Annotated in this window: 21 protein-coding genes; 9 read left to right on the top strand and 12 right to left on the bottom strand. The window is 63.3% G+C overall.

Annotation, left to right across the window (positions count from 1 at the left end; translation table 11 throughout):
* Window positions 1-346: 346 nt before the first annotated feature.
* The 5 genes from hyi (at window position 347) to IFT60_RS26965 (ending at window position 3,707) form a co-directional block, all read left to right on the top strand.
* Window positions 347-1,144 carry a hydroxypyruvate isomerase gene (gene hyi / locus IFT60_RS20465; protein ID WP_192055069.1) on the top strand — a complete coding sequence of 266 codons (798 nt, stop codon included), beginning with the start codon at window positions 347-349 and terminating at the stop codon, window positions 1,142-1,144.
* Between the two features lie 50 nt (window positions 1,145-1,194).
* Window positions 1,195-1,560 carry a VOC family protein gene (locus IFT60_RS20460; RefSeq protein WP_192055067.1) on the top strand — a complete coding sequence of 122 codons (366 nt, stop codon included), beginning with the start codon at window positions 1,195-1,197 and terminating at the stop codon, window positions 1,558-1,560.
* Between the two features lie 97 nt (window positions 1,561-1,657).
* Window positions 1,658-2,518: a hypothetical protein gene (locus IFT60_RS20455; protein ID WP_192055065.1), complete on the top strand. Its 861-nt coding sequence runs from the start codon at window positions 1,658-1,660 to the stop codon at window positions 2,516-2,518.
* A 16-nt stretch (window positions 2,519-2,534) separates the two neighbouring features.
* Window positions 2,535-3,170 (top strand): hypothetical protein, encoded by a 636-nt coding sequence (locus IFT60_RS20450; RefSeq protein ID WP_229511040.1) that lies wholly within the window; start codon window positions 2,535-2,537, stop codon window positions 3,168-3,170.
* A 171-nt stretch (window positions 3,171-3,341) separates the two neighbouring features.
* Entirely contained in the window at window positions 3,342-3,707 is a 366-nt protein-coding gene (locus IFT60_RS26965; RefSeq protein ID WP_192055063.1) for a TraR/DksA family transcriptional regulator, read from the top strand.
* Here the strand turns inward: IFT60_RS26965 and phbB are convergent.
* The 5 genes from phbB to IFT60_RS20420 all read right to left on the bottom strand — a co-directional run bounded on the left by phbB (window position 3,704) and on the right by IFT60_RS20420 (window position 7,692).
* Window positions 3,704-4,450 carry an acetoacetyl-CoA reductase gene (gene phbB, locus IFT60_RS20440; protein ID WP_192055061.1) on the bottom strand — a complete coding sequence of 249 codons (747 nt, stop codon included), beginning with the start codon at window positions 4,448-4,450 and terminating at the stop codon, window positions 3,704-3,706. The two genes, IFT60_RS26965 and phbB, sit on opposite strands and share 4 nt — an antisense overlap.
* Window positions 4,451-4,583: 133 nt before the next feature.
* Window positions 4,584-5,138: a hypothetical protein gene (locus IFT60_RS20435; protein ID WP_192055059.1), complete on the bottom strand. Its 555-nt coding sequence runs from the start codon at window positions 5,136-5,138 to the stop codon at window positions 4,584-4,586.
* Window positions 5,139-5,216: 78 nt separating this feature from the next.
* Window positions 5,217-6,095, bottom strand: a complete 879-nt coding sequence (locus tag IFT60_RS20430; protein ID WP_192055057.1) for a M90 family metallopeptidase — start codon at window positions 6,093-6,095, stop codon at window positions 5,217-5,219.
* Window positions 6,096-6,123: 28 nt separating this feature from the next.
* Entirely contained in the window at window positions 6,124-6,873 is a 750-nt protein-coding gene (locus tag IFT60_RS20425) for a glutathione peroxidase (RefSeq protein ID WP_192055055.1), read from the bottom strand.
* A gap of 213 nt (window positions 6,874-7,086) precedes the next feature.
* Window positions 7,087-7,692 (bottom strand): winged helix-turn-helix domain-containing protein, encoded by a 606-nt coding sequence (locus IFT60_RS20420; protein WP_192055053.1) that lies wholly within the window; start codon window positions 7,690-7,692, stop codon window positions 7,087-7,089.
* 470 nt (window positions 7,693-8,162) lie between these two features.
* Here IFT60_RS20420 and IFT60_RS20415 point away from each other — a divergent pair, with 470 nt between their 5' ends.
* Both IFT60_RS20415 and IFT60_RS20410 read left to right on the top strand, forming a co-directional pair.
* Window positions 8,163-9,188 (top strand): OmpA family protein, encoded by a 1,026-nt coding sequence (locus IFT60_RS20415; protein WP_192055051.1) that lies wholly within the window; start codon window positions 8,163-8,165, stop codon window positions 9,186-9,188.
* 136 nt (window positions 9,189-9,324) lie between these two features.
* Window positions 9,325-10,254, top strand: a complete 930-nt coding sequence (locus IFT60_RS20410; protein ID WP_192055049.1) for a YihY/virulence factor BrkB family protein — start codon at window positions 9,325-9,327, stop codon at window positions 10,252-10,254.
* Between the two features lie 226 nt (window positions 10,255-10,480).
* Here IFT60_RS20410 and IFT60_RS20405 read toward each other — a convergent pair whose 3' ends face one another.
* The 3 genes from IFT60_RS20405 to IFT60_RS20395 all read right to left on the bottom strand — a co-directional run bounded on the left by IFT60_RS20405 (window position 10,481) and on the right by IFT60_RS20395 (window position 12,750).
* Window positions 10,481-11,656, bottom strand: coding sequence for an AI-2E family transporter (locus tag IFT60_RS20405; RefSeq protein WP_192055093.1), 1,176 nt, complete (start codon window positions 11,654-11,656; stop codon window positions 10,481-10,483).
* A gap of 131 nt (window positions 11,657-11,787) precedes the next feature.
* Window positions 11,788-12,102, bottom strand: coding sequence for a BON domain-containing protein (locus IFT60_RS20400; RefSeq protein ID WP_192055047.1), 315 nt, complete (start codon window positions 12,100-12,102; stop codon window positions 11,788-11,790).
* 60 nt (window positions 12,103-12,162) lie between these two features.
* Window positions 12,163-12,750: a hypothetical protein gene (locus tag IFT60_RS20395; RefSeq protein WP_197986406.1), complete on the bottom strand. Its 588-nt coding sequence runs from the start codon at window positions 12,748-12,750 to the stop codon at window positions 12,163-12,165.
* A 194-nt stretch (window positions 12,751-12,944) separates the two neighbouring features.
* Between IFT60_RS20395 and IFT60_RS20390 the strand changes: the two genes are divergently transcribed.
* Window positions 12,945-13,403, top strand: a complete 459-nt coding sequence (locus IFT60_RS20390; RefSeq protein WP_192055045.1) for an outer membrane lipoprotein — start codon at window positions 12,945-12,947, stop codon at window positions 13,401-13,403.
* Window positions 13,404-13,579: 176 nt separating this feature from the next.
* Window positions 13,580-13,972, top strand: coding sequence for a hypothetical protein (locus IFT60_RS20385; protein WP_229511038.1), 393 nt, complete (start codon window positions 13,580-13,582; stop codon window positions 13,970-13,972).
* A gap of 337 nt (window positions 13,973-14,309) precedes the next feature.
* Here the strand turns inward: IFT60_RS20385 and IFT60_RS20380 are convergent, their stop codons facing one another.
* From IFT60_RS20380 to IFT60_RS20365, 4 genes are read right to left on the bottom strand one after another with little or no spacing between them, the layout of a single operon-like run.
* On the bottom strand, window positions 14,310-14,708 hold the full coding sequence (locus tag IFT60_RS20380; RefSeq protein WP_192055042.1) for a hypothetical protein: 399 nt from the start codon (window positions 14,706-14,708) through the stop codon (window positions 14,310-14,312).
* Window positions 14,709-14,733: 25 nt separating this feature from the next.
* Complete coding sequence (locus IFT60_RS20375; protein ID WP_229511036.1) at window positions 14,734-15,120, bottom strand: phage holin family protein; 387 nt, start codon at window positions 15,118-15,120, stop codon at window positions 14,734-14,736.
* Between the two features lie 20 nt (window positions 15,121-15,140).
* The gene (locus tag IFT60_RS20370) at window positions 15,141-15,470 is read right to left on the bottom strand and encodes an ElaB/YgaM/YqjD family protein (RefSeq protein ID WP_192055040.1); all 330 of its coding nucleotides are present in this window, start codon (window positions 15,468-15,470) and stop codon (window positions 15,141-15,143) included.
* 41 nt (window positions 15,471-15,511) lie between these two features.
* Window positions 15,512-16,051 (bottom strand): ferritin-like domain-containing protein, encoded by a 540-nt coding sequence (locus IFT60_RS20365; protein ID WP_192055038.1) that lies wholly within the window; start codon window positions 16,049-16,051, stop codon window positions 15,512-15,514.
* Window positions 16,052-16,069 lie beyond the last annotated feature (18 nt).

The raw sequence follows: 16,069 nt of genomic DNA, 5'->3' as shown, positions 1-16,069 counted from the left end.
AACAGCCTCTGAAGACGTTTACAACACTACAAAAGAAAAATGCCGTTCAGCCTTAACTGAACGGCATTACCGGCATGCCGGGCTGTTTTTTTTTCGACGGTCCGTTCCATGCTCGGCAGACCCGTAAGGTGGGCGGCTCCACCCAAACGCTTGTGGTTACGCGGCCGCGACGCCGCCCACGCGTTCGACGCACGGGTGATATGTCGCGACAAAACAAACGATTGTTGAACGCGTGGGCGGCGAAGCCGCCCACCTTACGTCCCTCCGTCCGACGCACGATTGGGTCATGCCTGCGGCTTCTACGCCACAGTGCTACGATAACGGGCTGTCAACATTCGAGATCGCCATGCCCAAATTCGCAGCCAACCTGAGCACGATGTTCACCGAGCTCAGCTTCCTCGACCGCTTCGCGGCCGCGCGCGAGGCGGGGTTTGACGCGGTCGAATTCCAGTTCCCGTATGCCTGCGAACCGGAATGGATCGCCGGCCGCCTGGCCCGTTACGGGCTCGAACTCGTGCTCCACAATTTCCCCGCCGGCGATTGGCCGGGAGGCGACCGCGGCCTGGCCTGCGACCCGCGCCGCATCGGCGAATTCCAGGACAGCGTCGAACTCGCCCTTGATTACGCCGACGAGCTCGGCGTCAAGCAGTTGCACTGCATGGCCGGCATCCTGCCGCCGCACGTGCCGCGCGAACGCGCCCACGCTACCTATGTCGCCAACCTGCGCTTCGCCGCCGCCGCGCTGAAGGAAAAGGGACTCGCCCTCCTGATCGAACCGATCAACGACCGCGACGTGCCCGGCTACTTCCTCACCGGTTCGCGCCAGGCCGCCGGCGTAATCCGCGAATGCGCGGTCGACAACCTGTTCTTGCAGTTCGACATCTACCACGCCCAGCGCATGGAAGGCGACCTGGCCAATACCCTGCGCGAATTGCTGCCCCTGATCCGCCACGTCCAGATCGCCGACGTGCCGGGCCGGCATGAACCGGGCACGGGTGAAATCAATTTCCCCTACCTGTTCCAGGTATTCGACGAGCTTGGCTACGACGGTTGGATCGGCTGCGAGTACACCCCGGCCGGCGCGACGCTCGACGGCCTCGGCTGGCGCGGCCCGCGGCAAACATCCTTGGCAACACACAGCTAGACAAGCCTGTCCGGCTACGGCACCATTGCTTTTTCACTAAGGAGAAGGCCATGATCCAGGGACTGCGCACCGTCATCTATCCGGTTACCAAGCTGCCTGAAGCCACCGAGTGGTACCGCCAGGTGCTGGGCAAGGCGCCTTATTTCGAGCAGCCCTTCTATGTCGGCTTCGAGGTCGGCGGCTTCGAACTGGGCCTGATTCCCGATGGCGTGCCCGGCAGCGCAGGCGCGACCGCCTATTGGGGCACCGAGGATGCGGCCGCCGAGCTGGCGCGGCTGGAAGCGCTGGGCGCCACGGTCGACGCAGCGCTGGCGGACGTCGGCGAAGGCATCCGCGTGGCCACCGTGCGCGACCCCGACGGGAATCTGTTCGGCATTATCGAGAATCCGCACTTCGACCGTAGCAAGGTCGCCTGAGCCTTTCCAGTAATTGATTAAATGCAACGCCGCCCACAGCGGCGTTTGCCAGAATAGGATCTTTCCGTCCGGCATTTCGCCGCTCCGAGAGGATCCGATGACACCCTTCCGTTATGCCCTCGCCGGCTGCCTGCTGGCCGTCAACCTGGTGCTGGGCGGCTGCGCCGCGACCACGGGTTCGGTCAGCCTGGTCGAAGTACGCGAATTCGCCGATGCCTCGGCCAAGCTCGGCGGCTATTCCGAACTCTCGCGCCGCTACCGCGACACCTACGAGCGCGAACAGCCCTACCTGCCAGCCTCGAGCGACCGGCTGGCGCGCGAAAACGACGCCAAGCGGCGCGCCGTGTACGAAGACTTCGTCAGCGTGCAAAAGGCGCTGGTGCTCTACATGCAGACACTGAGCCTGCTTGCCGGCGACACCCGCTACGACCTGACCGAACGCATCGACGACCTCGGCAATGGCCTCAAGGCGAATGCCGAATCCGGCTTGCAGCAGCGCCATATTGCCGCCTATACCGGCCTGACGCGCCTGCTGACGCGCGTGATCGCCTCGGGCTACCAGAACCGCAGCGTGGAAACCATGGTGCGCGACGGCGATGCCGACGTCCAGACCCTGCTGGAGGCGATGATCTCGCTCACCCGCCTCTACTACAAGACCAACGAAAACGAAAAGAAGACGATCCTCGGCATCTTCGACGTCGAGCTGCCTTTCGCCAAGGGCCGCGACGAACGCATGCTCGTCACGCTGGCCAAGGTGCATTACATCAACAAGGCGAGCGAGTACAAGCTGATCGACCGCCGCTACGACCTGGCCTTGCAGGGCTTGACCAAGGTGGCGCTCGGGCACCAGAAGCTGCGCGAAAACCTGCACAAGCTGACGCAGGACGACGTCAAGCGCATGCTCGGCAATTACGGACGCGACCTGCGGATCATCCGCGAAGGCCTCGCGAGCGAATGATTTTCAGGGGGACGACATGGCAAAAGACACGAAACCGAAAGCCGACGCAACCGACATGGCGATCGATGCATTCGCCGGCGCGCTAGCCAGCACCGTCGCGCGCGAGCCGCAGCCAGAACAGGCCGATGCCGCAAGCGACGCCCCGGAGGCGCAAGCCCCCGCCCCTGCCGCCAAGGCAGTGCCTGCGCCCGCCGGCGCGAACGGCGGCCTGGCCAGCGTACCGCAAATCGTCGAACTGGCGGATCAGCTGTCGGCCTGCGCCGACCAGCTGCACGAGCGCATCATGCGCGACATCCGCGCCTACGACGGCGGCATCGTGCCGGCCCACGTGCAAGCCACGGCGCGCGCCTTGCTCGAAGACGAACTGGTGCTGCGCCAGCGCGCCAACGGACTGTATGCCGATGCGGCCACCTATGTGGTGAAATCGCTCGGCAAGTCGCAGCAGGTGGTGGTGGCGCTGACCACGGCCGCGGCCGAGAAAATCCGCAAGATCGCACTCATCGGCGACATCACCGGGCTGGTCGGCGGCTTGCTGCAACTGGCGGGCGCGGCCGCGACCGGCCAGGCTGCCTCGGTCATCACGGCGCTCGACAAGATCAATACCCACATGAAGGCGATCGACGCCAACAAGGCGCCCGCCAAACCCGCCTGAGGCACCTTTTCCAGCGCGTGCGCCGATGTTCATGACGCGCGCATCGCGCTACACTGGCTCCACACCAGTTCATGTGGGAGTCGGCGATGAACGGCACTGCTCGAGTTCGGCTTCAAACTCCGTCCCGCGCGCGGCATCCCGCCGTGCGCAGCTAGACGCACGGACCTTCCCATGACAGCCCTCGACGCCGGCCAGCTGGCCCAGTTGCGCGCCGCGCTCGCCGCGCAGCTGGCGGCCCTCACCCGTACCGACGAGGCGCATGCGGCGGACGGCGCGCGCGATTTGCCGGTCTCCGAAGTCGAAACCTCCCCCGCCGACAAGGCCACCGTGCGCCTGCTCAACGATCTCGCCCTCGAGGCCGCCGGCCACCACGCGGCGCGGATGCAGGTGCTGCGCCATGCGCTGGCCAAGTTCGAAGACGACAGCTACGGCCTGTGCGAGGAATGCGGCGGCGACATCGGCTTTTCGCGGCTGCAGGCGCGTCCCGAGGCGCGCCTGTGCATCGGTTGCCAGACGCGCCTCGAGAAAAAACTTTAACGCATGTGCTGGCCGCCATTGATCGCGATGTCCGCGCCGGTGATAAAGGCGGCGGCGTCCGATGCCAGGTAAGCGACCAGCGCAGCCACCTCTTCCGGCTCGCCCAGCCGTCCCAGCGGGATCTGCGGCAAGATCTTGGTTTGCATGATTTCCTGCGGCACGGCCTCGACCATTTTGGTGCGCAGGTAACCCGGCGACACCGTGTTCACGGTCACGCCGTGGCGCGCCGTTTCCAACGCCAGCGCCTTGGTAAATCCATGCATGCCGGCCTTGGCCGCCGCATAGTTGGTCTGGCCGAAGGCGCCGCTATTCGCGTTGACCGAGGAAATGTTGATGATGCGGCCCCAGCGCTGCGCCGTCATCGGCCCCACCGCCTGGCGGCTCATGTGGAACACACTGTCGAGGTTGGTGCGCAGCACCTGGTGCCAGTCGTCCAGGGTCATCTTGCGCAGGCTGGTGTCGCGCGTGATGCCGGCGTTATTCACCAGCACGTCGATGCGGCCGAGTTCGGCGAACAGGGCCGCCATCATGGCCGCGCAGGCGCGGTCGTCGGTGACGTCGAGGCGCCAGGCGCGAAAGCGGTAGCCGTCGTCGCGCTGCGATGCCAGCCATCCTTCCGGCGAAGCGTTCGACGGCGAATAGGTGACGGCTACCGTGAAGCCCGCATCGGCCAGGCGGCGGCACAGCGCCGTGCCGAGTCCGCCCATCCCACCCGTTACCAGTGCAACCTTGTTCTCTTCCATGTTGTCCCCTCGTCAATATCGGCCGGTGGCCGAAAGCGACAAGTCTAGGAGTCCACACGAGGACGCCTTTGACATGGATCAAGGTTTACAAGGCAGTGGCCGCAGCGACGCTGCGGCCTGTGGGATGCCGCGCTTAATGAATGATATCGGGGGGTTGAGAGGCATCGAAGTCGGCCCAGTCGCCGTCGACGATGTTGCCGCGCGCCCGTTCGATCTGCACCGCGCCGAGCTGGCGGAACACGTCCACCGCGCGCGACTCGACGGCGGCATCGTCAAAGGCGACGGCGACGAGCATGCCGGCCTTGCGCTGCTCGACCGGTGCGCGCCCACCCTCCTCATGTTCGCCGGCGTCTTTCATCTTGCTGAAGCTAAACAGCGAGCCGACGTGGGCGCCGACGAGGCCGCCGACGATGGGGCCGGCCGGTCCGGTGACCGGCGCGGTGGCGGCGCCGACGATGGCCCCGATCGCTCCTCCCGTGGCGCCGCCCTGCACCACACCCACCGGCGTTTCCTTGGCGCCTGGGGAATGCAGGTTATCGCCGCCGATCGGCGTCATGTCGTGCTGGCCGGCCTGGCTCAGGTAAAATGTGCTGAGACGGTCCTGGGCGAAGCCGGCCTGGGCCAGCGCCTGCGCGGCGGCGTCGGCTTCGTCCTGGGTCTGGAAATGCCCTGCAATGATGGTGGACATGGTTTCTCCGTTGTTATCGTTGGATATCCGAAGCTTGCTCTTGCTGGGCTGCACATTCTGTACGCAAACGCACGCAGTCTATTGCCATTGTCCATACACAACGCTGTAGTCCGGCTCGAGTTGCGGCGGCGCCTGCCAGGCGCGTGGATCGACCCGGTAATACTTCAGGAATTCCTCGTACAAGGCCGCATGGCGCACGGCCAGGCGGTGCGGCTGCTCGAAAAAGGCTTCGGTGGCGACCGCGAAGAACTCGGCCGGGTTGGTCGCGCCATAATGGTCGAGTACGCCTTCATGGCCGAACCAGGCGTCGTGGCGCAACGCCGCGAAGTCGCGCGAGAGCACTTCCGACCAGCTGCGGTAACGCTCCTGGCTGCCCAGGTAGGGTGCGCCGTTGGTGGTGCCCGATTCGCTGTCGAGCTGGTGGGCGAATTCGTGCAGGACGACATTGTGCAACGGCGTATGCGAAGGCAACTCGCGCATGCCGGCGCGGCGCACGTGGTCCCAGGACAGGATCACCCGCCCGTCGCCCCAGGATTCGCCCAGCAAGTCCTGGCGCTCCTCGGTGACGACGCCGGCCGCGTCGACCTGGCGGCGCGGCACCAGGAATGCGCCCGGGTAGACCAGCACCGCGCTCAAGGTCGGATATACGGCCTCGCCCCGCGCGCCCAGCAGCAGCAGGCAAGCCTGGCCGGCAATCGTCAGGCGCATCTCCTCGGTGATCTCGAGGCCGGCGCAGCCGACAAAGGTTTTTTCGTGCAGGAAGCGCCGCACCAGGCGCTCGAGGCGGGCGCGCTGGCCCGCATCCATGGCCCGGTACTGGTCGACATTGCGTTCCAGGATCGCCAGTTCGGTGGCGGCCAGTGGCCGGGCGAGTGCGCGGCGCAGGCGCCAGCGCGGCACGGCCCAGGCCAGCAAGCCGGCGGCCACCAGGGCCGATACGGTCAACAGCGCTTCCATCACACAGCTCCCGCAAATGGATAGGGGTTCATGCGTTGGACAAGTAAGCGTCGAGTTCGTCCGCGCCGCCGACCAGGCGGCCGCCGATGAACACCTGGGGCCAGGTGAGGTGCCCGCTCACCGCCCGCAGCACGCTGGTATTAATCCTCTTGTCTTGCGAGATATCGGTATAGCGCAGGCGGCGTTCGGCCAGCGCCGCCTTGGCACGCGCGCAGAACGGGCAACCGGGGCGCGAGAACATGACGATCGGCTCCGGCGCGCGCGCCTCCGGATTGATGTGGCGCAGCATGGTGTCGGCGTCGGACACGTGGAACGGATCATCCTCCTCGTCGCCGTCGTCTTCGATGAAGATCTTCTCGATGATGCCGTCGCGCACCAGCATCGAATAACGCCAGGAGCGCATGCCGAAGCCCAACTCGCGCTTGTCGACCAGCATCCCCATGGCGCGCGCAAAATCGCCGTTGCCGTCGGGGACGAAGGTAATGTCGTCGGCATCCTGGCCGCTCTTCCATTCGTTCATCACGAACGCGTCGTTGACCGAGAAGCAGACGATATCGTCGATGCCATTGTCGCGAAACACCGGCGCCAATTCGTTAAAACGCGGCAGATGGGTCGAGGAGCAAGTCGGCGTATATGCCCCCGGCAACGAGAACACGACCACGGTCTTGCCCTTGAACAGCTGGTCCGTCGTCAGGTCGCGCCACTGGTTGTCGGGGCGCGCCTTGAACGTGACCTGCGGTACGGGCTGGCCTTCCAGGGATGCGGCAGTTGGCAGCATGGGAACTCCTTTGGTGGGAATGATGGATGCGGCAGGATCGCCTTCGAGCGCAGGTGGGGCCTGTTGCCGGGTTTTCAACGTTGCCGTTTTGGTGCGTGAATGGCGCGTTAACGACAAATGCCGCGCAGTGCGCGGCATTTGCTTGACGACAGCGATCGTCGGTTACGGAAGTGCGCTTCGGGTCTCCACCTCGGCGCGCTTCGTCAGAGCGTGTTACTTGCCGATCTGGCTAGGCGCCGGGCCGAACAACGCGGCGACGAGCGGATCGCGGGTGACCGGGCTGCGGTTCACGCGGATGGCGTAATGGGTGTCGTCGGCCAGGATGTGGAAGTGGCGGCCGCTGCCGGCCATGCTCTGCTCGCGCAGGCCTGGACGTTCCTTGCGCGGGGCGACGCCTTCGCGCTTCGGCTGGCAGATCGCGGCGAGGAAGGCTTTCACGCGTTCCTGGTCGGGACAGATCTGGTATACAGCCTTGCCCAGGTAGGTGGCGGTGCCTTCGATGTAGCGCGCCAGTTCGATCACGCCGGCTTCGCGCAGGTCGCGAATGTACTTGCGGGCGCCCGATGGCGAAAACTTCAGGAACCAGGCGATTTCGTCGGCCAGCATTTCGTGGGTCGACAATTCGTTGATCAGCTTTTGCATGTTTTCGATCCGACGCTGCGTGGCAGAAGTCGACCGCACACGCTCGATCGGCGCCAGCGAAATGGGCGCGCGCTCGGTTGGCTGTGGCGGGACGCGTTCGATCAGCGCTGAATTGCTGGAAGTGTGCACTGCGCCGATGTCGCCTTGCACCGCGTTGTGATGAGTCGTTGCATGCATGTTGGTGTACTCCAAATAGAGAGAGAGACTGGGAGGTCCGGGTCGCTGTGTGTGGTCTGACACTCTGACAACACCTCGGGTTCCGCTTAACTGGCCTCAAGATTGCCTGCGTCACACCGGCCGGTCTGTGCGCCATCCCACATTGGCAAAATTCCAGCGAGCATTTTGTTAAACATGTCTTTGAGGAAATTCATACCCTGTTGCGAACTCGACACTTGTCGCAATAAAACAACGCCTAACGACAATATTTTTTCTAAAAGAATTTATTGTAGAAATTACACTAAATTATCCTCTCTATATAAAGGGATGGTGTCTTAGCCAGAAAATCCGTTGTAAATTTGTCACTCAGCAGTATATGTAGGTGCGCTAGCGCACCGACCCTCTTGAACTCCACCTCGTATTCTTCACTCCAACATCACTGTCAAGCACGCGATGTCACCCTACCTTTTCATCACTTATGGGAGTTTCCTGTGAACAATACGAAGAAGATCGCCCTGGCTGTCGCCATGCTCTGCGCTACCGGCACCACGCTGGCCCAAGAAATCAACCCGTCCTGGTATATCCAGCCAAGCATCGTCGGCATGAAGCCTGACGCGGACTTCGGCGTGGACGATAAAGACTGGGGCGGTGGTCTGAAGTTCGGCAAGAACGTCAACCAGTATTTCGACGTCCAGATCGGCGGCTCCCACGTTCGTGCTGAAGACGGCGGCGCCCGTTATCGCCAGACGCTGATCGGCGTGGACGGCCTGCTGATGCTGTCGCGCAGCAAAGTCCGTCCATTCATTCTGGTCGGTATCGGCGCCGAACGCGACAAGGTAGAAAACCAGTTCCGCCGCGTGAGCAAGAACTCCCCATACTGGACCGCCGGTATCGGCGTCCAGGCTGACCTGATGCCGCAACTGGCGCTGCACGTCGACCTGCGCTCGGTGCGCAGCAACCTGCGCCACGACGAGCTGTATGGCTTCAACAAGCCAAACAACAAGTACCTGACCATCGGCGTGAACTATTCGTTCAACCCGCCACCAGTCGCCTACGTTGCTCCGGCACCGGCACCAGTGGTCGAAGCACCGGCGCCAGCGCCAGCACCGGCACCGGTTGCTCCGCCGCCAGCACGCTTCGAAAAAGTCACCCTGTCGGCCACCAAGATGTTCGAATTCGACCAGGCCAAACTGGTCATGCCAGCGCCACGCCTGGACGAAATCGCCGCCGCCCTGCAAGCCGACACCAGCATCACCAACGTCGACATCACCGGTTACACCGACCGCCTGGGCTCGGAGAAATACAACCAGAAGCTGTCGGAGCGTCGTGCACAATCCGTGCGTGAATACCTGATCGGCAAAGGCATCGACGGCAGCCGCCTGAACGCCATCGGCAAAGGCGAAGCCAATCCTGTCGTGACTTGCAACGACAAGAACCGCACCGCGCTGATCGCTTGCCTGGAACCAAACCGCCGCGTCGAGGTCGAGCAAATCACGATCGAGAAACGCGTTCAGTAATTGAGTTCTCGTCCGCCACTCCGCCTCGCGCGGAGGGGCGTGATGCGGCCTGAGGGGTACTTCGCCCGGTCGAGCACGTGTTCAGGCACGCACTCGACCGGACCTGGTACCCCTTTTCTTTTTCCGGAGAATCTGTATGGACACGGTCGATAAAGATAAAAAACAATGGTTTCCCTACTCGCGCCAGATTGTCCACATCATGAAATGCGCGGTCACGGAGTGGCTGGCGCACCGCGCTGCCAGCAAGGGTGCGGCCCTCGCCTTTTACACCCTCTTCTCGATGGCGCCAATCCTGGTGCTGGTGATTGCCGTGGCGGGCTTTTTCTACGGCGCCGAAGCGGCGCAGGGGCAATTGCTTAATGAACTGCGCGGCTTGGTCGGCAAGGAAGGCGCTGAAACGATCCAGGCAATCCTGGCCGGTGCACGGGACAAGGAAACCGGCCGGTTTGCGACGATCATCGCAACCGTGCTGCTGCTGGTGGGCGCCACCAGCGTATTCGCCGAGCTGAAAGACAGCCTCGACGAGATCTGGGACGTGCCTGCGCCGAAGGACGCGGGCTGGTGGGACACGGTACGTACACGCGTGCTCTCGTTCGGTCTGATCCTGGTGCTGGGCTTCCTGCTGCTGGTCTCGCTCGTCGTCAGTGCCGCGACGGCAGTTGTCGAAAATTATCTTGGTGGCATATGGAAAGACTCGGCCGTGATCATGGGCTGGGTGTCCTCGTGCATCGGATTCCTCGTGATCGCGACGATGTTCGGAGTCATCTACAAGCTGCTGCCACGCATCAAGCTATCCTGGCATGACGTGACCATCGGCGCCCTCGGTACCGCCGCCATGTTCACGCTGGGCAAGTTCGCGATCGGCCTGTACATCGGCAACAGCGGCGCCGCCAGCAGCTTCGGCGCGGCCGGTTCGCTGATCGCCCTGCTGCTGTGGGTATATTACTCGGCCCAGATCTTCTTCCTCGGCGCCGAGTTCGCCCGCCAGTATGCGCTGCAGCTGGGAAGCTTGCGCCACAAGCCGGGGTATGAAACCGGGGCGAAGAATGTGAAGCGGATGGCGTGAGTCTGGTTGTTCGATGAAGCACAACGGCGCGGATCCATGTGGGTCCGCGCTTTTTTTATACGCTGGCAATGATCCACGCGTTTTACGTGCCCGTAAACACCCGACCGTTACGCCCCGCGATGAGCGCGAAGAAAGGCAAAGTAAAACGGCGCGAAACCATATTGGTCCGCGCCGGCTTTTTATACGTTCCCGATGATTGATCGTTCACGCGTGGACCGAGTCTACCCTACTCGCCCAGCAACTCCGCCACCACTTCCATGCCCTCGACCCGCTCGGCCACCGTCTTGAGGATCACCACCACCGGTACCCCCAGCAGCAGTCCCCACATCCCCCACAACCAGCCCCAGAACAGCAGGCTGACGAACACGGCCGCGGGATTCATCTTGGCGATCTTGCCGGTCATCCAGGTCGTAACCACCATCCCGACCAGGGTGGCGATGCCCATCGAGGCGCCGGCCACGAGGATCACCATGCGCAGCGACTCGAACTGCATGAAGGCAACCAGGCCGGTGGCGACCGTGATCAGGAGCGGGCCGAAATACGGCATGATGTGGGCGACGCCGGCGAAAATCGCCCAGGCGCCGGCGTTGTTCAGGCCGATCGCACGCAGCGCCACCCACATCAGCAGCGCCAGCAGGATATTGGTTACCAGCAGCATGAACATGTAGTTCTGGATCGATGTATTGATGTCGTCCAGGATGTGCACCGTGACTTTCTTGCGCGTCAGCGAGGGGCCGGTCAGCTTGACCAGCTTGCGCTTGAAGGTATCGCCGGCCAGCAGCAGGAAAAACACGAGGAACAGCACCATCGTGGCTTGCGTGATGAAGGCGGCCAGGCCCACCGAACCGGCCAGCAGCCAGTCGGTGACGCGAAATGCCGGCGACTGCGGCTGCGACAGCGTCGGGCGGCGCTGGATCAGGCGTGCATCCTTGTTCTCGCCGACGCCGGCGGTGGCCTTTTCGATTTCGGCGGCGGCCCGGCGCATTTGCTCGATCGTCGAGCCTTGCCCAGTCACCGCGCTGCTCACCAGCTTGGTCACCTTCTGCGTCAGCGTCGGCAGCTCGTCGATGATATTGAAGAATTCGTCCTGCAGGCGGTACATGGTGGCGCCGAGGCCGCCGATCAGGATTGCCGTGACCAGGCCGGCGCCGATGACGCGCTTGATATGGATGCGCTCGAGCCAGCGCACGACCGGGCTGAGCGTATAGGCGATGAAAATGCCGAGCAGGAGCGGCACGAAGAATTTTTGCGCCCACTGCAGGGCGAAGACGAACGCGACCGTGGCCATGATGCCGAGCGACAGGCCGCGGGCATTGACGTGGATCGGCAGGCGCAAGCCGCCGGACGTCAGCGTGACATCGCCGGGTTCGACGTGCACCTCGGGGGGAGCAACGCCGGTCATCTCATTGGCGATGACCGGCGGGGCCTCCGGGGCGGCGGGCTTGTTCGGCTCGGCGGGGACCGAGCCAGGACTGGCGAGATGCATAGGTTTGCCAAATGAAAGGTTGCCGGACCGCCGCCCGGTGGCGGGGATTATTTCACGCGGATGTCGTTCTTGACCGAGGTTACACCCTTGATGCCGCGAGCGACGTCAACTGCGCGCTGTGCATCGCCAGGCTGGGCCACGAAGCCCGACAGCTGGACGTCACCCTTGAAGGTCTCGACGTTGATTTCGGTCGCCTTGACGGTTGGGTCAGCTGCGAAGGCGGCTTTCACCTTGGCGGTGATGACGCTGTCGTCGATGTATTCGCCGGCGCTCGCCTTTTGTGGACCGGAAGCGCAGCCAACCATGGTGAAGGCGAGTGCGCCGGCGAAGACGGCGGTGGCGAGGCGTTGGGTGATTTTCATGATGTATCCCTTTCTGTTAATGGTCAAAGTCAATGTGCTCAGGTGAGCATTTCCGGTACGTCACTTGCCGTACGCGGTTTTTGCGGCGTCGACGCACTGGTCTTTCGCCGCGCCGGCAAACGCGTCGCACTTCTGGAGTGCGACCCGGTATTCCGCCGTCAGTTTGTCTTCACGCGCATTGCTGCGCGCTTCGATCATCTTGCGATCCGCGGTGGCATCGGCACGGGCCGCGATCAGCGTCGCCTTGGCCTGCTTGATGCACACGTCGCGGTTGTTGCCTGTTACCGCCCCGCAGCGCGCCTTGTCGCGGTCGTAATTCGCGTCGGCGATGCGCATGCGCGCCTGGGTATAGGCTTTCAGGGTGTTCTTGTAGGCGGCGCCCGCTTCTTCCTCGACGCGCACGCGCTCGGCCTTGGCCTCGGCGACGCACACGTCGTGCGGGTTGCCGGTCACGACATCGCAACGGGCGCGCGCCACTTTGTAATTGGCGGCAGCCGTATCGCGCGCCGTGTTCCAGGCGGTCTTGGCGTCAGGCACCGTGACCGACTGCACCACCGGCGCCGTTGCCTGCGCGCGGACATGGGCCGACCACAACAGTGCGGCGCCGACGATCATCAGTGCATGGATGTTTTTCAATCTGGCTGTCATGTTCTTGTTCTCCGTGTGGCGTAGTCCCTGATGATGTTTTACGCCCTTCGCACGTCCGACTCTGTTCGCTGTCGAACACAACAGGAGATGTCGGTTCGATAATATTAAATAAGCAATACACAGTGCGTCATCGCACAGACCTCGCACGGACAGTCCCCCTATTCTTGGCGTACACCATTTGCCAGGAGAACAATATGAAAGCACCCCGCACCTTCGCCGCCGCAGCGGTTGCCGCCGTCGCCCTGCTCTCGGGCTGCGCCAGCTCGCCGTCCTATAACAGCGGCAACAACGGCGGTTACAACAACACCGCCTCGATGGGCTACGGCACCATCGAATCGATCCAGGTGACCCAGGCCGAGAACCGCACCAGCGGTGGCGGCGCGGTGGTCGGCGCCCTGGTCGGCGCACTGGCCGGCAACCAGGTCGGCAGCGGCAGCGGCCGTACCGCCGCCACGGTGGCCGGCGGCGTCGGCGGCGCCCTGGTCGGCAACAACATCGAAAAGAACCGCAATGCGGGCAGCGGCCAGGAGATGTACCAGGTCAACGTGCGCATGGATAACGGCGAATACCGCACCGTGGTCCAGGACAGCGTCTACGACCTGCGCGTGGGCAACCGCGTGCGCCTGGTCGACGGCCGCGTATATCGGTACTGATCGTCGGTACTGATCGTCGCTACGGAGCGAGTGTGAACGCCGCAGCCGGGAACGCCTTGCGCGCGTCGTACCGGGCGCCATGCCGGCGGCGCACAGGGAGCATTCGCTACGCCGCGCACCTTGCCTGATGCAGCGGGCCGGCCATGCCGGCCCGTTTTTATTTCGTGGAGGTAAAGATGAAAATGCATACCGATGTGAAGCAACTGCTGGCGGCTGCCTTGCTGGCGTCCGCCAGCGCCCTCGCCGGCGCCCAGAGCGCTACCGAAGCGCCCCCTGCGCCGAAGAGCAACGACGCGATGGTCGCACCGGCCGCGGCCAGCAAGCAGGCACAGGAAATTGCGCGCGGCGATCCGGCGCGCTGGTATCGCGAGGACGCCACCAGCGGCCAGCGTTGGCGCACGCGCCAGAAAGAAATCGGCGCGGCGCTCGACGAAGCGAAGAACGCTTGCCGCCAGGGTCCGGCGGCGGAGCGCCAGGCTTGCCTGAAGGCGGCGCAGGATACGTGGAAGGAAGAAATGGCGAGCGCACGCGCCGAGGCCGGCACGCAGGCGGCGACGCAGACGCGCTAGCAGCGGACAAAAAGCCGACAAAAAAAGACGGCGTCCAATCAATGATTGCGACGCCGCTCAAGCCCCACCATATTCTTTGCCCATCCGGTCCGGTGACGGAACCCTGGCGGCTATCGCATAAACGATTTATACCAAATATAGCCGCTACTACCGGATACAGCCTCCTGCCGCTGCAAATGCAGTGCGTTACAATCCCACTGCCCTGCAAATGCATTCGGTGGCGGCAAGCAACATGCTCGCGCTACCGAAAAAACATCTGGATGGCGACCAGGCCGCCATCCCGACACAAGCACCAGGTGGCAACCAGGGCCGCAGCCGCAGTCACTAGGGGCCTGCCTCAGATTTCCTGCTGCGCGCGCTTCTTCTTCATGTACCAGCTGACGACGCCCATCAACACGGCACCCGCCACGGCTTGCTTGCCCATGCGGCGCTGGCGCACGAAATTGAATGCGGTCATCGCATACGGTAGCAGCACCGACACGCTCGTTCCCGTAGGTTTCAGCAGAGCATCAGCTCGTGCCCGCAATGCCCACGTTGCGTGGTCCATGACAGAATGTAGCATGACTTCGGGCCGCGCGCCGTGCTTTACCTGTGCCTTGGCGTAGGTAACGCCGGCACGATAGAACTCGCCTTCGCGCAGCAGCTCGGCCTTGCGCTTGACGGGGTCGGTGCTGTGCTTGTGTCCAGCCAGTCCGGTCGGCTCGCCGTGATGCTTTTTATGGTCGTGTTGTTCCATGTTCTCTCCCCTGTAGGTGGCCGCTTTACATCAGCGCATCGCGGTCGTTGCGGAGTTCCCGCATCGTTTCCGGAAAGGCGAGCTTGCCCTGCTTGAGCAGCGCCAGCCCCCGCATCACGAGTGCAACCGTGATCGCCAGAAACACCAGGAACATCACCAGCAGGATCTTCCAGCCCCAGCTGTCCCAGGCCAGCATCACGATCGTCGCGGTGCCGTAGGCCAATGCGAACCACACTGCGAGAATGGCGCCGGCGAAAATCGCCACCAGTTCAATCACGTGGTTACGCACTTCCGACATCTCGAGCGCCGCGAGTTCAACGCGCGACACGACGAGGCCGAACAGGTTCTTCGCCAGGCCGGAGATGCCGCCCATGAGTCCAGGACCATGCACGACGGTTTCGGTCTTTTCCATGGCGTTCTCTCCGGCGAAAATTATTTACGACCCAGATAAATACCGACCAGCAGGCCGACACTCGCCGCGGCGGCCACGGTACGCCACGGGTTGTCTTTAACATAGACATCGGCAGTCTCGGCCAGTTCCTTGCTCTTGATGACTGCTTGACCTTGATACTGGCTGGCCTTGCCCATCGCGCGGTCCAGCAGCTCCATGCCGCGCGTACGCAGTGCGTCGGCCTTTTCGCCGGTCATCGATGCAGCGGCGGTCAGCAGCGACTGCGCATCTTTCATCAGCACTTTCACGTCGGCGCTGGCGCTGTCGATGGTGTCGTCGATCGAACGGCTGGTGCGGGTGGTATCAATCATGGTGAACTCCTGTTGTGGTTATGTGGTGGTGGATGAATCAATCAAGGCACGAGGAAATCGTGCATGTCGTCGGCGTGCTCTTCTTCGACGGCGAGGATCTCGGTCAGCATCTGCCTGGTGGTCGGATCCTTGTCGCCGATCGCCTGGATCATCTGGCGGTAGGATTCGATGGCAACGCGCTCGGCGATCAGGTCGGCACGCACCATGGCTTGCGTATCGTCCGAATCGTCGTACTCGGCATGGCTGCGTGCGGTCAGCGTGGCCGGGTTGAAGTTCGGCGAGCCGTTCAGCTGGACGATGCGCTCGGCGATGCGGTCGGCGTGTTCCTGTTCCTGCTGGGCATGCTCGAGGAACTCGGCCTTCAGGGCGCCGTTGTTCGGGCCGCTGACGGTGTAGTAGTGGCGCTTGTAGCGCAGCACGCACAGCAGTTCGGTGGCGAGCGCGTCGTTCAGCATGGCGATGACGGCTTCGCGGTCGGCCGCGTAACCCGCAGTGACGGCGCCGTCGTCGAGGTTGGCCGCGGCGCGGCGGATGGCCTCGACGTCGAAGCCATGTGCCAGGGGCGTTCTGCTTTGTTCCATGACGGTTCCTTAAAAAAA

This window comes from Massilia sp. CFBP 13721 (assembly GCF_014842025.1).
GTDB lineage: Bacteria > Pseudomonadota > Gammaproteobacteria > Burkholderiales > Burkholderiaceae_D > Telluria.
Note: the sequence above shows the minus strand (reverse complement) of the source record. Positions and strands in the feature narration are given on the sequence as shown.

Bases quoted from the DNA above. Each gene is read 5' to 3' on its own strand.
- IFT60_RS20390 (WP_192055045.1), top strand. From the start codon at position 12,945: ATGAAAGCACCCCGCACCTTCGCCGCCGCAGCGGTTGCCGCCGTCGCC.
- IFT60_RS20385 (WP_229511038.1), top strand. From the start codon at position 13,580: ATGAAAATGCATACCGATGTGAAGCAACTGCTGGCGGCTGCCTTGCTG.
- IFT60_RS20395 (WP_197986406.1), bottom strand. From the start codon at position 12,750: ATGACAGCCAGATTGAAAAACATCCATGCACTGATGATCGTCGGCGCC.
- IFT60_RS20435 (WP_192055059.1), bottom strand. From the start codon at position 5,138: ATGTCCACCATCATTGCAGGGCATTTCCAGACCCAGGACGAAGCCGAC.
- IFT60_RS20425 (WP_192055055.1), bottom strand. From the start codon at position 6,873: ATGCTGCCAACTGCCGCATCCCTGGAAGGCCAGCCCGTACCGCAGGTC.
- IFT60_RS20420 (WP_192055053.1), bottom strand. From the start codon at position 7,692: ATGCATGCAACGACTCATCACAACGCGGTGCAAGGCGACATCGGCGCA.
- IFT60_RS20380 (WP_192055042.1), bottom strand. From the start codon at position 14,708: ATGGAACAACACGACCATAAAAAGCATCACGGCGAGCCGACCGGACTG.
- IFT60_RS20370 (WP_192055040.1), bottom strand. From the start codon at position 15,470: ATGATTGATACCACCCGCACCAGCCGTTCGATCGACGACACCATCGAC.
- IFT60_RS20400 (WP_192055047.1), bottom strand. From the start codon at position 12,102: ATGAAAATCACCCAACGCCTCGCCACCGCCGTCTTCGCCGGCGCACTC.
- IFT60_RS20375 (WP_229511036.1), bottom strand. From the start codon at position 15,120: ATGGAAAAGACCGAAACCGTCGTGCATGGTCCTGGACTCATGGGCGGC.
- IFT60_RS20450 (WP_229511040.1), top strand. From the start codon at position 2,535: ATGGCAAAAGACACGAAACCGAAAGCCGACGCAACCGACATGGCGATC.
- IFT60_RS20455 (WP_192055065.1), top strand. From the start codon at position 1,658: ATGACACCCTTCCGTTATGCCCTCGCCGGCTGCCTGCTGGCCGTCAAC.
- IFT60_RS20405 (WP_192055093.1), bottom strand. From the start codon at position 11,656: ATGACCGGCGTTGCTCCCCCCGAGGTGCACGTCGAACCCGGCGATGTC.
- phbB (WP_192055061.1), bottom strand. From the start codon at position 4,450: ATGGAAGAGAACAAGGTTGCACTGGTAACGGGTGGGATGGGCGGACTC.
- IFT60_RS20460 (WP_192055067.1), top strand. From the start codon at position 1,195: ATGATCCAGGGACTGCGCACCGTCATCTATCCGGTTACCAAGCTGCCT.
- hyi (WP_192055069.1), top strand. From the start codon at position 347: ATGCCCAAATTCGCAGCCAACCTGAGCACGATGTTCACCGAGCTCAGC.
- IFT60_RS20430 (WP_192055057.1), bottom strand. From the start codon at position 6,095: ATGGAAGCGCTGTTGACCGTATCGGCCCTGGTGGCCGCCGGCTTGCTG.
- IFT60_RS20410 (WP_192055049.1), top strand. From the start codon at position 9,325: ATGGACACGGTCGATAAAGATAAAAAACAATGGTTTCCCTACTCGCGC.
- IFT60_RS26965 (WP_192055063.1), top strand. From the start codon at position 3,342: ATGACAGCCCTCGACGCCGGCCAGCTGGCCCAGTTGCGCGCCGCGCTC.
- IFT60_RS20365 (WP_192055038.1), bottom strand. From the start codon at position 16,051: ATGGAACAAAGCAGAACGCCCCTGGCACATGGCTTCGACGTCGAGGCC.